We start from the raw sequence: 13,785 nt of genomic DNA on the forward strand, positions 1-13,785 counted from the left end.
AAGTATAGGCACCACGGCCGATAATCGGCCATCGGATAACCGGACCCGGTTAGGCAACCGCGACAGAATCCGAGCTGGCCATGGCGGGGGCGAGAATCCGCAATGCGGCATCGACCACGTGGGGGTCGAACTGGGTGCCAGCGTGGGAGGTCAATTCATAAACGGCCACCGGCATGGGTTGGGCCTCCTGATAGACCCGATCGGAGACGATGGCGTCAACCGCGTCTGCCACAGCGATGATGCGGGCCATTCGGGGAATCCGGTCGCCTGCCAGCCCGAATGGATAGCCGAGTCCATCGACCCGCTCATGGTGACACAAAACGGCTCTGGCGATCTCGGGAGCCACCAGACCATCCAGAATGAGGAATCCAAGCTCGGGATGTTTCTGAACCTGGGTCTGCTCGTGCTCGGTCAGCGGCCGAGGAAGATTGAGAATCGAATCGGGGACCTTCACCTTGCCAACGTCATGGAGGTGGGCAGCCATCCAGACGGTCCGTTGTTGGAGGGTCCCAAAACCTAACTCGGCTGAGATCTCGACCGCCAGTGCCGCGGTCCGCGCACTGTGGCCGGCAAGATCCTCAGACAGTTGTGGGAAGCTGTAGGTCATACGGGATCACAGTCGCGGTGACCCGGCGATCGTTACATGTTTTTTGTCGACCGTCCGGTCGATCGTTGAATCTCCCGTTTTTGGTCTTTTTCCTTGAGCGCCTGTCGCTTGTCATAGGCCCTGCGGCCCTTGCCGAGGGCCACTTCGATCTTGGCCCGTCCGTCGAGGAAGTAGATCGACAAGGGAACAGCGGTAACACCTTGTTCGGCGATCGCCGCGGCGATCTTCTCTATCTCTCTGCGGTTCAGGAGGAGCTTGCGTCGACGATCGGGGGCATGACCGCCTTCGTGGGCGAACGAGTACGGGGCGATATAGGCGTTGAGGAGAAAGGCCTCTCCCCGATCAATGATGACGAAGGCGTCCTGGAGGTTGGCGGTCTTGGCCCGCAGGCTCTTCACTTCGGACCCGACCAACACCATGCCTGCTTCGAACGTGTCGACGATAGAGTAGTCGTGGCGAGCTTTTCGGTTCTGGGTAACGATCACCCGTTCTTGGCTCATCCGTTCAGATAGTTCATCGGATTGACGGGAGTGCCGTACTCACGAGATTCGAAATGTAAATGTGGACCCGTGGAATAGCCCGTTGAACCGACATACCCGATAGTCGATCCGGCCGAGACACTGCTCCCAGCCGATACGTTGAGCGAGCTTTGATGGGCGTAGAGCGTGGTGAGACCGCCCCCATGGTCGATGATGACCGTCTTGCCGTACCCTCCGTACCAGTCTGCCCAGATGACCGTGCCGGAACCGGCGGCGGCAATCGGGGTTCCGGAGCCACCGCTGATGTCAAGGCCGGTATGCAACTTGCGGACTCCGCTAATGGGATGAATCCGGTACCCGAACCCGGAAGACACCGACCCGTTGATGGGCCAGCTCAATCGTCCCGGATTCGATCCGCCGGTGCTGGTCAACCGATTGAGGTCAGCCCGGAGTTTGGCTTGTTCGGCCTCAAACGCGGCAATCCCGCCCTCGATCTCGGCGATCTCTGCTTCGATCGACGCGAGGATTCGGCCGGCCTCACGCACCTCTTGATCAACGATGGCGGCGGCGGCGGCCAGAGCGATCTTGTCGTCCTCAAGAGCCGCTCGCTTGATCTCGAGGCCTGCCAACAGAACTTCGACCGTGCGCTGATTTTCTTCGATGGCGGTTTGCTGATTTTGCTCGGTGCGTTCGAGGATTTCGAGGGTGTTCAACAATCGCTCCGACGAGTCGAACACGTCATCGGAATACCGCATCGCCACGGACATCGAAGCCATATCATCAACATTGACCACCACCGATGAACCGATCGACGAAGCCCTCTGCATGTACAGCTCCGCAGCTCGATCCTGGAACGTGAGCCGGGCTTCGCGAATTTCGAGCCGGGTGTTGGCTACTTCGATAGCGAGCCGATCGAGTCGAAGGTTCAGCTCATCGAGCTGAGCTTCGTTATCGGCGATCTCTGCCGTGACAGCGTCGACCTTGGCTTGAGCTTCGGCAACCGCTGCTCTGGCCACGCGCAGGCGCCCCTGGGCGGCCTCCAACTCGACGAGTTGAGCCGACCGCTGACTGGCGATCCCCTTCGACTGGTCCTTGAGCACTTCGATCTTTCGATCAATCTCATCGATGTCACTCTGAGATTGGGCGCCCGCGGTTACTGCGCCGGCCATGACCGCCAGCAACACGATGAGCGCTACGAATGATTTCATGCATTACACCTTGAGGAACTTCCGGAGTCCCAGTGCCGATCCGCCGACACCGGCGACGGCACCAAACGCCAGGAACAGTATTGACCATTTCACAAAAAAGCCAGACGAGATGGTGAAGTCGAACAGGCTGATGGCCGCGTCAACGTCGCCGACTACCCGACTGGCAATCCAAACGCCAAACACCGCCAGTCCAGCGCCTGCCATCCCCTCGATCATCCCCTCGATGAGGAAGGGGATGCGAATGAACCAGTTGGAAGCCCCGACCAGCCTCATAATCGAGACCTCTTCCCGGCGAGCATAGATGGCCATTCGAATCGTATTCGAGATGAGAACAACTGCGGCAATTCCCTGAATAAGGGCCAGCCCGAAGCCCAGCCAGTTGAGGACCCGGGAGAGCTGAGCGACGTTTTCGATGGACTCCCCCGGCGCCACCACTTCCAACACCGCCGGTTGATCGATCAGGTTGAACACGACTTCGCGATACCGGGTGCTGTCCGTCAGCCGGATCCGAATAGAAGCCGGCAACACATCGGGGTCGATGTTGTCCGCCACGGGCGAATTCGGAAAGAGTTTCTTGAATTCTTCAAAGGCTCCAAGCTTGTCGACATACTCCGTCGACTCGACGAGGTCCCAGCCGTCGATCTCCGAACGGAGGGCCACCTGCGAGTCAAGAGTGATGCCATCGCGAGCATCCTTGAGGAAGACGATCACATGCGTGCCGTCCTGCCATTGCTGGGTATTGGTTCGGACCAGCTCCTGGATCGACAACGCGCCGAACGCCAGGAATAGTGACACGAACACCGCCAGGACCGCTCCTGAGACCACCAGGGGATTGCGGCGCATGTTGACGAGAGACTCTTCGAGCAGAAACCCGATCCGGCTCATTCGACCGATTCCTCTTGCTCGTATCGGCCACTCGCCTGGTCGCGGACCACTTGGCCCGCTTCGAGACCCACCACACGACGCCGCATGGCATCGACGATGGCGTGGTCATGGGTTGCCATGACGATGGTGGTCCCGGTGCGATTGATCCTGTCGAGCAAGCGCATGATGCCGACCGAGGTGGCCGGGTCAAGGTTCCCGGTGGGCTCGTCACACAGCAAGATGGGGGGCCGATTCACGAACGCCCTCGCAATCGACACCCGTTGCTGTTCGCCACCTGAGAGTTGGCGGGGAAGGCGCTCGGATTTGCCGGTGAGACCGACCAGGTCGATCACCTGCTCGACTTGCCGGTGAATGACGGCTTTCGGCCGACCGAGGACCTCAAGCGCAAAAGCTATATTTTCGGCGACGGTCTTGTTTGGAAGGAGCTTGTAATCCTGAAAGACGGTTCCGACCGTCCGGCGGAGATACGGCACCTTCCACGAAGGCATCGCCGTTATGTCTTTGCCGGCTACCCAAATGGTCCCCGTCGTAACTTCCTCTTCGCGCAGGAGCATCCGAATCAGGGTCGACTTGCCCGACCCGGACGCGCCGACGAGGAACAAGAACTCGCCTTTGGCGACATTCAATGAAACATTGCTACACGCTACGGTGCCACCGTCGTACACCTTGGTGACATCCTCGAGTTTGATCATGGGTACCTCTGAACGCGGGCTATCCGCAGGGCTGCGGGGTCATCAGACGACAGGTTACCAAGAGCCCTGCTCCTACTTGAATCAATCCGACCCGATCTCATGGTTGGCTCGCCGCCACATAAGGTACCCCTCGATGAACTCATCGAGGTCGCCGTCGAGAACTCCCGTCACATTGCCAACCTCGGTTCCGGTGCGCAGATCCTTCACCATTTGATAGGGCTGCATGACGTAGGAGCGAATCTGGTGCCCCCAAGCGGCTTCAGTTTGTTCGCCACGTATCCCGTCAATGTGATCCAGCCGATCCTGCCTTGCCTTGTCGGCGAGGCGCACCTGGAGCAGTTTCATGGCGCGAGCCCGGTTCTGAATCTGAGACCGCTCGGCCTGGGAACCCACCACGATCCCGGTCGGGAGATGGGTGATACGAACCGCCGAATCCGACGTGTTGACATGCTGACCGCCGGCTCCCGATGACCGGAACGTATCGACCCGTAAGTCATCGGAGTTGATCTCGATCTCTTCTGCCTCGGCGACCTCCGGAATGACATCGACGGCCGCAAACGAAGTGTGGCGTCGAGCGGCCGAATCAAAGGGTGAAATCCGCACGAGTCTGTGAACCCCCTTCTCGCCAACCATCCAGCCGTAACTGTGATCCCCGGTCACCGTGAACGAGGCAGACTTGATTCCGGCCTCTTCGCCGCGTTGGACCTCTTCGAGAGTCACCTGGAATCCGGCCTTCTCAAGGTGCCGCAGGTACATGCGCAGCAGGATCTCCGCCCAGTCCTGGGCATCGACTCCCCCGGCACCGGCATGAACACTGACGATGGCTTCATAGTCGTCATACTCGTCATAGAACAGCGATTCCATCTCAAGCTTGCGCAGTTCGACATCGACCGCCTTCAAATCGCGCTCGACGTCGGCAAGCACCGCCAGATCAGATTCTTCGGCCGCCATGTCAAGGATCATTCCGGCTTCCTCAAGAGCGGCCACCAGCTTGTCTTGCTGAGTGAAGATCCGCTCATACCGGGCGAGACGCTTGGTCACCTCCCGGGCTGCGTTGGGATCATCCCAAAACCCGGGAGTACCAATCTGCTCGTTGAGGTCGGCTACTTCATCTTTCTTATTGTCGAGGTCAAAGGAACCTCCTGGCGTCGGCGAGCCGCGATCTCAATTCGTCAATCAGGGCGCGCAATTCTGTGTCAGTCAACGTGAGACACTCCTATTCGGCCGCGCCGTGGCATCGCTTGTACTTCTTGCCCGAACCGCAGTAACAAGGTTCGTTGCGACCCATCCGATCCTCAGCCGTGGCCTGCTTGGGCTTTGACGGCCCAGTGTTGGTCGATATCGCTTGGACCCGCTGCACCGGCTGAGCAGGCTGATCGACAACCTCGACGTGAAAAAGATACCGAACCGCATCGCGCTTCACCGAATCGACCAGCCCCGAAAACAGGTTGAACGCTTCGTTCTGGTACTCGACGAGGGGGTCGCGCTGGCCCATCGCTCGCAGCCCGATGCCAGCTCGCAGGTAATCCATCTCGCTGAGGTGTTCACGCCACTTGTTGTCAATGATCGACAACGTGACCCGCTTCTCGATCGCCCGGAGCACCGGTTCGCCTAGCTCCGATTCGCGGGCGTCATAGACGCTATGGGCGTCCTCCATTACCAGCTCAACGATTTTCTCGACAGACTTGACACCTTCAAAGGCCTCAGCTCCCAGGCGCATCGGATACAACACCGTGAGCTCCCGGTGAAGTTCCTCAAGATCCCACTGACCGGCAGGGACCATTTCGAGTCCGACCCGGACCGTGTCTTCAACCACGGTGTCGATCCATTCTCTGGCCAGTTCGGCCGAACCTTCCTCAAGCATGAGGTTCTGGCGCCAGGAGTAAATAACCTCCCGCTGCCGGTTCATGACTTCGTCGTACTTGAGAACATTCTTACGAGCTTCGAAGTTTTGTGCCTCGACCTGACCCTGGGCCCGCTCGACCGACTTCGAAACCATCTTGGCCTCGATCGGCACGTCTTCTGGCAATTTGAGACGGTCCATGATGCTCGTCACACGGTCCCCGGCAAAGCGCCGCATGAGATCGTCGCCAAGCGACAAGTAGAAACGCGACTCTCCCGGATCTCCCTGGCGGCCCGACCGCCCTCGCAACTGGTTGTCGATTCGACGGGAGTCGTGGCGCTCGGTACCAATGACATAGAGTCCACCTGCCGCCAGCACTTCAGCTTTGGCGGCCGAGGTCTCAGCTTTGTACTTCTCGAGCGCTTTTTCGTACGCGTCGTCAAAGCCTTCGTCGGTTGGGTTCAACCCCGTTTTGCGGACCGCGGCCAGGGCGAGTCCTTCCGGGTTGCCTCCGAGCATGATGTCAACACCACGACCTGCCATGTTCGTGGCTACGGTGACCGCACCCGGTCGCCCTGCCTGAGCGATGATCTCTGCTTCACGGTGATGCTGCTTGGCGTTGAGGACCTCATGATCGATCCCACGACGACTGAGAAAATTCGATAGTCGTTCAGACTTCTCGATACTCACGGTGCCGACGAGAACCGGTTGATTTTTGCTGTTCCGCTCGACGATGTCATCGATCAGGGCATGGAACTTGGCGTCTTCGGTCTTGTAAACCAGATCCTCTTTGTCAATACGGGCCACCGGCACATTGGTGGGAATCACCACGACATCGACGTCATAGATCTCTTTGAGTTCGGCTTCTTCCGTTTTGGCCGTACCCGTCATGCCAGAGAGCTTGTCGTACATGCGAAAGTAGTTCTGGAGGGTGATCGTGGCCAGCGTCTGGTTCTCCTGTTTGATCTCAACGCCCTCTTGCGCCTCGATCGCCTGATGCAGGCCCTCCGAATAGCGCCGGCCATCGAGGACCCGACCGGTGAATTCGTCAACGATCTTCACCTCACCATCGACTACCAGATACTCGACATCGCGGTGATAGAGCGTCTTGGCCTTGAGGCCGACGTCGAGGTGGTGCACAAAGTCGACTGCAGCATGGTCGTACATATTTTCGATTCCGAGCATTGACTCGACCCTCGATACGCCGGCCTCGGTGGTTATGACCTGGCGCTTGCCCTCGTCGACCTCGTAGTGCTCGTCTTCGCGTAGTTGACTGACAATCTTGGCAAAGTCCCGATACCACTTGGCGCTGTCGCCGACCACGCCGGAGATGATGAGCGGGGTTCGGGCTTCATCGACGAGGATCGAGTCGACCTCGTCAACAATCGCATAGAAGTACCCTCGGTGAACCATGCCTTCGGACCGCATCGCCATGTTGTCGCGCAGATAATCGAACCCGAATTCGTTGTTCGTCCCGTGCGTAATGTTGGCGCTGTAGGCGACCCGACGTTCTGCCGGGGTCATGTCGGACTGGATAAGTCCGACATCAAGACCCATGAACCGGTGGACCTGGCCCATCCACTGTGCGTCACGGGCGGCCAGATATTCGTTCACGGTGATTACATGAACGTTGCCACCGGTGAGCGCATTCAGATACGCAGGCATCGTGCTGACAAGCGTCTTACCTTCACCAGTGCGCATCTCGATGATCATGCCTTGGTGGAGCGCGGCTGCCCCGACCACCTGCACGTCGAACGGGCGCATCCCAAGAACTCGTTTGGCAGCCTCGCGCACCGACGCGAAAGCCTCCGCGGCAAGGTCGTCAAGCGACGCTCCCCTATCGAGACGTTCCTTGAACTCGTTGGTCTTCGCTTGAAGGTCCACGTCCGAGAGGAGTTCCATGGACGGTTCGAGTTGGCCCACTTCTTGAGCGAAGACTTCCAGCTCTTTGAGGGCGCGTCCTTCTCCGGCGCGCAGAAGCTTTGAAAGAATGGTCATGCAACCATATTAGGAGGGAACCGGCGTTCAGCTGTCGTTCTTATGTCAACCGTCGAGATCAAGCTGTTCGATGAGTGCAGCTGGATCAACTCCGGCTCGATCGGATGTGAGTTGATCGACGATGATGCGGTCCTTCAGCGTGGTCGGTTCCGGTTCACTGAGGATCAGTCCATCAGGCGCCCGAACGAGGACCACATCGGCCAGCTCACTCGGATCCTGGTGGTTGCCGGTGACCATCACAATGCCGCCCGTGTCGAGTTCAAGCAGCGATCCCACCGGATACACGCCAACCATCTTGATAAAGGTCTGCACAAGGTCAGGGTCGTACAAAGACCCGGCTCCCTGGAGAAGTACTCGCAGGGCACGGTTGGGCGTTTCGGCTCGCCGGTAACTGCGCCGGGTGGTCAGTGCGTCATAGGTGTCGGCGGTGGACACCAGGCGACTGAAGAAGTGGGCGGGGCGCGAGTAGGTCAGATTCGGATATCCCTGCCGGTCATACCGGGCGTGATGCTCAAACGCGACGACTGCGGCGATCTCCTGACCAGGGGCGGCCGCAGCCAAAATGGCAGCAGCACCCTCTTGCGGGTGGAGTTTGATCTCGGCCCACTGCTCGGTGTCGAGGCGTCCGGGCCATTGCAGGGTTTGGATGGGAACCCGAACTTTGCCGATGTCGTGAAGTAATGCTCCGACGGCCAGAAGCTTGATCTCCTCTTCGTCTAGACCAACCATCCTCGCCAGGGCGATGGCGAGGATACAAACGTTTACGGAGTGGTAGAACGTGTATTCGTCGTGGCTCTTCATGGTCGAGAGCAAAACAGAGGCGGCCGGCTGGGAGAGCGTTTGCTCGACAAGCTGTTCAACGACCCACGTGGCTCCCGTCAAGTCAAACGACTCATCCGAATCGAGTGCCAGCGACACGCCGCGCAGAACGTCAAGGGACCGGGCATATGAGCGACGAAGACCCGTAAACCCCGTTTCGGTTTCGAGCTCTGATCGGGAGTACGGTCGCTCGTTCAGACGGATGGTGCCTTCGGCGGGCACATCACCAGATGTCGCCGCCAGGAAGGCGGCCAGGTCGTGGACATCGCCCCGAGAAACCCTTGAGGTCAACGTGACAGAATCCACCCCGCGAGCTTGCATGTCGCGAAGCAACCGGTTGAACTCCAGTGAGGCGTGCGGCAAGATCGTACGTTCCAGGTACAACGAATCACCGATGATCGTGATGGCTGTCTCGGCGGAGTCGTACAATAGGGCGTTGGCCGCGTCGGTCGCCTTGTTCACCACCTCCACCAGGGCGGGATGTTCTTCGGGGTAGAGCGCCATCTGGCGGCTTGCCGACCGGAGATGGTTGAAAAAGTCGCGCGTGCGCTGATCGCTCATCAGGTTTCCCTTCGTCGGAGAGCGGTCCGGGCCGCTTCGCGCAAGCCGCGAGCCTGGGCACCGACTATCAACCGCTTTTTGGCTATGACTGTGAGGATTTCGGTGCCGGGTCCGGTGTGGCCCGCCCCCAAGGCCAGAATCACCCGAACCTTGTCACTATGGCGAGTACGACGATCATTCAGAACCGCAACGAGTACTCCTTCTGATTCAGACGTCCCGGCTGTGCCAAGCATTCCAATGCTCGCATGGCGGACCTTCTCATCCTCATCGCCGATCGCCTTGGCAAGTCGCTGGACCGATCCGGAGCCACTCGTTCCAAGCGCCCGGAGTGCCTCAAGCCGAACCCGGGCGTCAGGATGCTCCCCGGCGGCCACCACGGCCTCGTGGGCGGTGGTGGTTGCGGTCTCACGCAAGACGGTTAGCAAGTTACGCACGACGTACCAGCGTTCGTCACTTAGCCGGTTCACGATCGGCGCCGGATCTTCAGCCGCTATCTGGCTGAGAAGACCCACGAGCAGCCGGCGCCGATTGCGCCCCTCCTCCTCGGCCAATAGATCGATCAATGCGTTTACGGCCTTCGGTCCGAGGGCTTGCAACAACCGCAGGGCCGAGTCCTGGGCCGAACCCTTCTCGGGTTCCCCTTCCCCCTTTTCGGCTGCCACGGCCACGATGTGATTCAGGATCTCAGGACTGGCGATTTGGGAAAGGGAGTAGTCGACATCGCTCTCCCGATGCGGGGCATACGTCGGTTTGGCGGTGACCGACCTGAGCCAGAGTTCCGCCCGACGAAAATCGGATGCCCTGACCGAAGCCGAGACTTTTCCCACCCATACCCGCATGAGTCTTCGGAAACGATCGTCGCGATCCTCCACGGCCAATAACCCGCGGAACACCTCGAGGGAATCGTAGAAGTAGCGACGCGGGTCGGGAAACTTGTCTTGGACGATCGCCAGGAACTGGGCACTGGCTTCAGCAGCTTTGGCCAACTCGCCGAGCCGCTCCTGAACCTTGGCAGCGGCTACCTCACGAACCGATTGCAGGGCTTCAGGGTTCTTGAGGATCCCGAGCACTTCATCCGGCCGACTATCGGCCTGATCTGTGGCAACCCGTGCGTAATCGAGCAGGAGCGCCAGCCCTTGCGAATCGAGTCGCGGGGCCAGCTTGGCAAGTTCGTGACCAGCAAATTGATCAAGAAAAGCCCGATCAAACTGTTCGTCCGAGTCCAGAAAACGGCGAAACACCCCTAGTTGGGAAGGTTCGTCCAGGTAAAAGAACGCCTCGACAAAGGCTTGCACGACGCCTTCTCGACCGAAGATGTCTGTCTCGGTAAGGTGGTCGAGCGTCTCGTGATACCGATCGTAGAAGACCACAATGACCGCTTCAGGTTCACCCCCGGCTTCGCCGATGAGAGCTTCGGCGAAGGCCGCCGCATCGACGCCTTCGTCGAGGACTTCCTGAACCTTGCCGTCACGGTCGGGGGCGTCCTCGGTCCCAACCACCCGGAGCATCGAGCGTTGGGCGACCGAGAAACTAACCACCCCATCGCGCCGGAGCTCCGCTTCGATACCACCGGAAGCCCCCGAGCTTGATTCGTCTTTGGCGAGACTCGTGAACAATCGATCGACGTCTCGCGGACTCGGAGCGGCCACAACCGACAGCCCTTCCACCCGATGCAAGTAGCACCGCTTGGCGAATCGGTCCGCTCCCTCACGATCGGTTTCTACGGGCTCGCCGGCGTAGGAGAACCCCGAGCTGTCGAGGTCAAGGTGTATTCCATCGCTCGCTGCCTCCTGAAGCAGCTCAACCGCCCGACGGAACGCTGGTTGCGATTCAGGTTCGGGGTACAGGCTGAAAACGGTCCACGCCGTTCCCAATGCCTCAACAATCGTCTCTGGTCGTGTATCAGCCGCCATCATTCCATCGATATGAGTTCTTCACGCAACGCATACATCACAGCCTCACCGCGGGAATGCAACCCGAGCTTGTCCAGGATGTTTCGCACATGGTTCTTGACGGTATTCTCCGAGATGTACAACCGTTCGCCGATCTCACGGCTCGTGAGGCCCCTTGCAATGAACTGAAGCACCTCCACCTCGCGACCGGTCAACGCCGGCTTACGAGCACTAATCACATCCTTGTGGCGCAGCAATTGAGCGACTGTCCCAAACAGCTTTCCGAGCATCGCCGGTGAGACAACCGCACCACCGTGGACCACCGCCTCGATCCCGGCCACCAGTTCTGGAAGCGGTGTGGTCTTCACGATGTAGCCCATGGCGCCCGATCGGATCGCCGCCAGAAGATCTTCGCCAGACTCCGACGAGGTCAGCAAAACCACCTTCGTTTTCGGAGCAGCCAAAATGATCTTGTCCACGACGTCAAGGCCGGAGATTCCCGGCATCAGAACGTCGAGGACGACAATGTCAGGCTGTAGCTGTGATGCCTTGGCAACCGCCGCCATGGCATCTTGCGCTTCCCCAACCACGTCGAGGCCCGCCCCACCGAGAGCGGAGGTGAGCCCGGCTTGAAAGAGCACGGCATCGTCGACGACCAGGACACTTGTCATCGAGGTTCAATCAAGCCATATGCTCCGTCACGACGACGATAGAGGACGCTGTCCAAATCCGTATCGGCGTTGCGAAAGTAAAAGAATTCGTGTCCGAGCATGTCGAGTTGAAGGATCGCTTCCTCAGGTGTCATCGGCTTGAGTTGAAATTGCTTGACGCGAACGATCTCAGGCTCAATTTGATCGCCCGCAGCCGGTGTGTCGGACTTGTCCTGACGTGGCTGACGGGATCGCTGGACCATACGATCGCGCAGTCGACGAAGCTGCTTCTCAAATCGGTCAACCGCAAGATCGAGGGCCGCCATCGGGGTGGACGATGCCGACTCGACCCGTACCAGATGACCGCCGGCCCGGCAGGTGATCTCAACGCGGTATTTCTCAGGGGCCAGGCGGGGGTTCTGTTCTTCCGACAATTCGACGTCGGCGTCCCCGGTGCCCTCAAAAAAGCGAGCAGCATGAGCGATCTTGGATTCGGCGGCTTCACGAAACTCCTCATCGATGTCAACGTGGCGGCTGTGGAGCTGAACTATCAAGATGACCCCATTTCATCGTCGTGATCGCAGACTAGTCACTTCGGAGGCCGATGTGGCGACCACTGATTGCACATTTATCGGGAAATTCGTCTGCAACGTTCCGGCCGCATGAGCCAACGTCGAACCGGTCGTCAGAACGTCGTCGACGACAACCAAACTGAGAAGAACGCCGCCCAATTCCTTCGCCTGCACGGTGAAAATCGGCGCGTGTCGGTCAGCGGCACGAGCCCCGGCATTGGCCGGTGACCACCAGCCGGGACGCAAGGCAGCGACCACGGGCAATCCCAATTCGGCGGCGACCACCCTGGCCAATTCAAGGCTCTGATCGATGCCATAGCGCCACCGGCGCAGGTGTACCCGTGGTACGTACGTAACCGCATCGACGGGGACCCTGACTTGACCCGCCATTGCACCGCCAAGAACCCGGCCGGCGGCCCGGACCCCTTCATACTTGAGTCGGTGGACGAGCACTCTGGCCGGTCCACTGTGCTCGAATGCCGCCCGCACGATCCGGCCGTCGACCAGCCGATCGGCAGCCGGCTGCAAACGGCGGCTGCACCCTTCACACACATAGCGAGCTGACCACGCACGACATGCCAAACAGACCATGGGCCGATCGTATCCAGCGGTAGGGACATTTCTCTGTCGACCGTCGGCAACGGCCGGACGTGCGCCCCTACGATCTGGTCGCGTCCGCCAGGATCATGTTGGCGATACCATCAACCACCGCGTACCTGAGGCCACACTTCGTGCACACAAGTGTGGACGCCTCGAGGTCTTCGGTGAGATCGCCGTGGCAGTCGGTACATACAAGGATCGCCGCCAGTCGCTCGTCGATCAGACCCATCTCAACCTCCGATAATCGATTGAATTTGATGAAGAAGTGATCCGACCCGCTCGTCCGTGCTCGCTTCGACGTTGATCCGAAGAACGGGTTCGGTATTTGACGCCCGAACATTGAACCACTCATCGGCCCAACCGACGGTCAGCCCATCAAGATCATCCTGAGTGCCATCGGCAAAGGCAGCCGCCAGCCGCTCGATCGCCCCGGCCTTATCGACGACCGAGAGATTGATTTCACCCGACTGGCGATATGGCTCAACCGTCGAGCGCAATTCGGAAAGGGGACGGCCCGCTTCCGACAGTACCTGCAGGAGAACCAACATCGCCAGCATGCCACTATCGGCTCGGAAGTTCTCCTTGAAGTAGTAATGGCCGCTGTGTTCGCCACCGAAAACCGCCCCTGTCTCGGCCATGATCTGCTTGATATAGCTGTGCCCGACCTTGGTCCGGATCGGGACACCGCCAGCTTTGAGAATGGTTTCCGGCACCGCCCTGGAGGTGATGAGGTTATGGACGATTGAAGCTCCTGGTCTCCTTTCAAGAAACCACCGGGCGATGAGGGCGGTCGTGGTGGACCCCGATAGAGGCACGCCGAGTTCGTCGACGAAAAACGCTCGGTCGGCATCCCCATCAAACGCGACGCCGAGGTCGGGACGATCCCTCATCACGAGTTCCACGAGGTCGACGAGGTTCTCTGGTTCAAGCGGGTTGGCAGGATGGTTTGGGAACGTCCCATCAGGCTCAAGATAAAGAC

The 13,785-nt window shown here is 59.4% G+C and carries 14 protein-coding genes; all 14 read right to left on the reverse strand.

Going from position 1 to position 13,785, the window contains the following annotated elements:
• Window positions 1-49: 49 nt before the first annotated feature.
• On the reverse strand, window positions 50-607 hold the full coding sequence (locus JJE47_07755) for an HD domain-containing protein (GenBank protein MBK5267315.1): 558 nt from the start codon (window positions 605-607) through the stop codon (window positions 50-52).
• A gap of 32 nt (window positions 608-639) precedes the next feature.
• Window positions 640-1,107 (reverse strand): SsrA-binding protein SmpB, encoded by a 468-nt coding sequence (gene smpB / locus JJE47_07760; protein MBK5267316.1) that lies wholly within the window; start codon window positions 1,105-1,107, stop codon window positions 640-642.
• A complete protein-coding gene (locus JJE47_07765; GenBank protein MBK5267317.1) occupies window positions 1,104-2,294 on the reverse strand; it encodes a peptidoglycan DD-metalloendopeptidase family protein in 1,191 nt (396 codons plus the stop codon). Before JJE47_07765 ends, smpB begins: the two co-directional genes overlap by 4 nt.
• A 3-nt stretch (window positions 2,295-2,297) precedes the next feature.
• The gene (locus tag JJE47_07770; GenBank protein ID MBK5267318.1) at window positions 2,298-3,179 is read right to left on the reverse strand and encodes an ABC transporter permease; all 882 of its coding nucleotides are present in this window, start codon (window positions 3,177-3,179) and stop codon (window positions 2,298-2,300) included.
• Window positions 3,176-3,871, reverse strand: a complete 696-nt coding sequence (ftsE, locus tag JJE47_07775) for a cell division ATP-binding protein FtsE (GenBank protein MBK5267319.1) — start codon at window positions 3,869-3,871, stop codon at window positions 3,176-3,178. The genes JJE47_07770 and ftsE overlap by 4 nt, the downstream gene beginning before the upstream one ends.
• Before the next feature lie 81 nt (window positions 3,872-3,952).
• A protein-coding gene (gene prfB / locus JJE47_07780) for a peptide chain release factor 2 (GenBank protein MBK5267320.1) occupies window positions 3,953-5,075 on the reverse strand; the annotation gives its coding sequence in 2 pieces (ribosomal slippage) (window positions 3,953-5,014 and window positions 5,016-5,075; 1,122 coding nt in all).
• A gap of 12 nt (window positions 5,076-5,087) precedes the next feature.
• Entirely contained in the window at window positions 5,088-7,712 is a 2,625-nt protein-coding gene (gene secA / locus JJE47_07785) for a preprotein translocase subunit SecA (GenBank protein ID MBK5267321.1), read from the reverse strand.
• A 45-nt stretch (window positions 7,713-7,757) separates the two neighbouring features.
• On the reverse strand, window positions 7,758-9,092 hold the full coding sequence (locus JJE47_07790; GenBank protein MBK5267322.1) for an HD domain-containing protein: 1,335 nt from the start codon (window positions 9,090-9,092) through the stop codon (window positions 7,758-7,760).
• Window positions 9,092-11,008, reverse strand: a complete 1,917-nt coding sequence (locus JJE47_07795) for a HEAT repeat domain-containing protein (GenBank protein ID MBK5267323.1) — start codon at window positions 11,006-11,008, stop codon at window positions 9,092-9,094. Before JJE47_07795 ends, JJE47_07790 begins: the two co-directional genes overlap by 1 nt.
• Window positions 11,005-11,655 carry a response regulator transcription factor gene (locus JJE47_07800; protein ID MBK5267324.1) on the reverse strand — a complete coding sequence of 217 codons (651 nt, stop codon included), beginning with the start codon at window positions 11,653-11,655 and terminating at the stop codon, window positions 11,005-11,007. Before JJE47_07800 ends, JJE47_07795 begins: the two co-directional genes overlap by 4 nt.
• Window positions 11,652-12,188 (reverse strand): ribosome-associated translation inhibitor RaiA, encoded by a 537-nt coding sequence (gene raiA / locus JJE47_07805; GenBank protein ID MBK5267325.1) that lies wholly within the window; start codon window positions 12,186-12,188, stop codon window positions 11,652-11,654. Before raiA ends, JJE47_07800 begins: the two co-directional genes overlap by 4 nt.
• 12 nt (window positions 12,189-12,200) lie before the next feature.
• Entirely contained in the window at window positions 12,201-12,734 is a 534-nt protein-coding gene (locus JJE47_07810; GenBank protein ID MBK5267326.1) for a ComF family protein, read from the reverse strand.
• Between the two features lie 130 nt (window positions 12,735-12,864).
• Entirely contained in the window at window positions 12,865-13,035 is a 171-nt protein-coding gene (locus tag JJE47_07815) for a Trm112 family protein (GenBank protein MBK5267327.1), read from the reverse strand.
• Window position 13,036: 1 nt separating this feature from the next.
• On the reverse strand, window positions 13,037-13,785 hold a 749-nt coding region (manB, locus tag JJE47_07820), incomplete at its 5' end, for a phosphomannomutase/phosphoglucomutase (GenBank protein MBK5267328.1).

This window comes from Acidimicrobiia bacterium (assembly GCA_016650365.1).
Lineage (GTDB): Bacteria > Actinomycetota > Acidimicrobiia > Spongiisociales > JAENVV01 > JAENVV01.

Bases quoted from the DNA above. Each gene is read 5' to 3' on its own strand.
- ftsE (MBK5267319.1), bottom strand. From the start codon at position 3,871: ATGATCAAACTCGAGGATGTCACCAAGGTGTACGACGGTGGCACCGTA.
- JJE47_07755 (MBK5267315.1), bottom strand. From the start codon at position 607: ATGACCTACAGCTTCCCACAACTGTCTGAGGATCTTGCCGGCCACAGT.
- JJE47_07800 (MBK5267324.1), bottom strand. From the start codon at position 11,655: ATGACAAGTGTCCTGGTCGTCGACGATGCCGTGCTCTTTCAAGCCGGG.
- JJE47_07790 (MBK5267322.1), bottom strand. From the start codon at position 9,092: ATGAGCGATCAGCGCACGCGCGACTTTTTCAACCATCTCCGGTCGGCA.
- JJE47_07765 (MBK5267317.1), bottom strand. From the start codon at position 2,294: ATGAAATCATTCGTAGCGCTCATCGTGTTGCTGGCGGTCATGGCCGGC.
- JJE47_07795 (MBK5267323.1), bottom strand. From the start codon at position 11,008: ATGATGGCGGCTGATACACGACCAGAGACGATTGTTGAGGCATTGGGA.
- smpB (MBK5267316.1), bottom strand. From the start codon at position 1,107: ATGAGCCAAGAACGGGTGATCGTTACCCAGAACCGAAAAGCTCGCCAC.
- JJE47_07815 (MBK5267327.1), bottom strand. From the start codon at position 13,035: ATGGGTCTGATCGACGAGCGACTGGCGGCGATCCTTGTATGTACCGAC.
- JJE47_07770 (MBK5267318.1), bottom strand. From the start codon at position 3,179: ATGAGCCGGATCGGGTTTCTGCTCGAAGAGTCTCTCGTCAACATGCGC.
- secA (MBK5267321.1), bottom strand. From the start codon at position 7,712: ATGACCATTCTTTCAAAGCTTCTGCGCGCCGGAGAAGGACGCGCCCTC.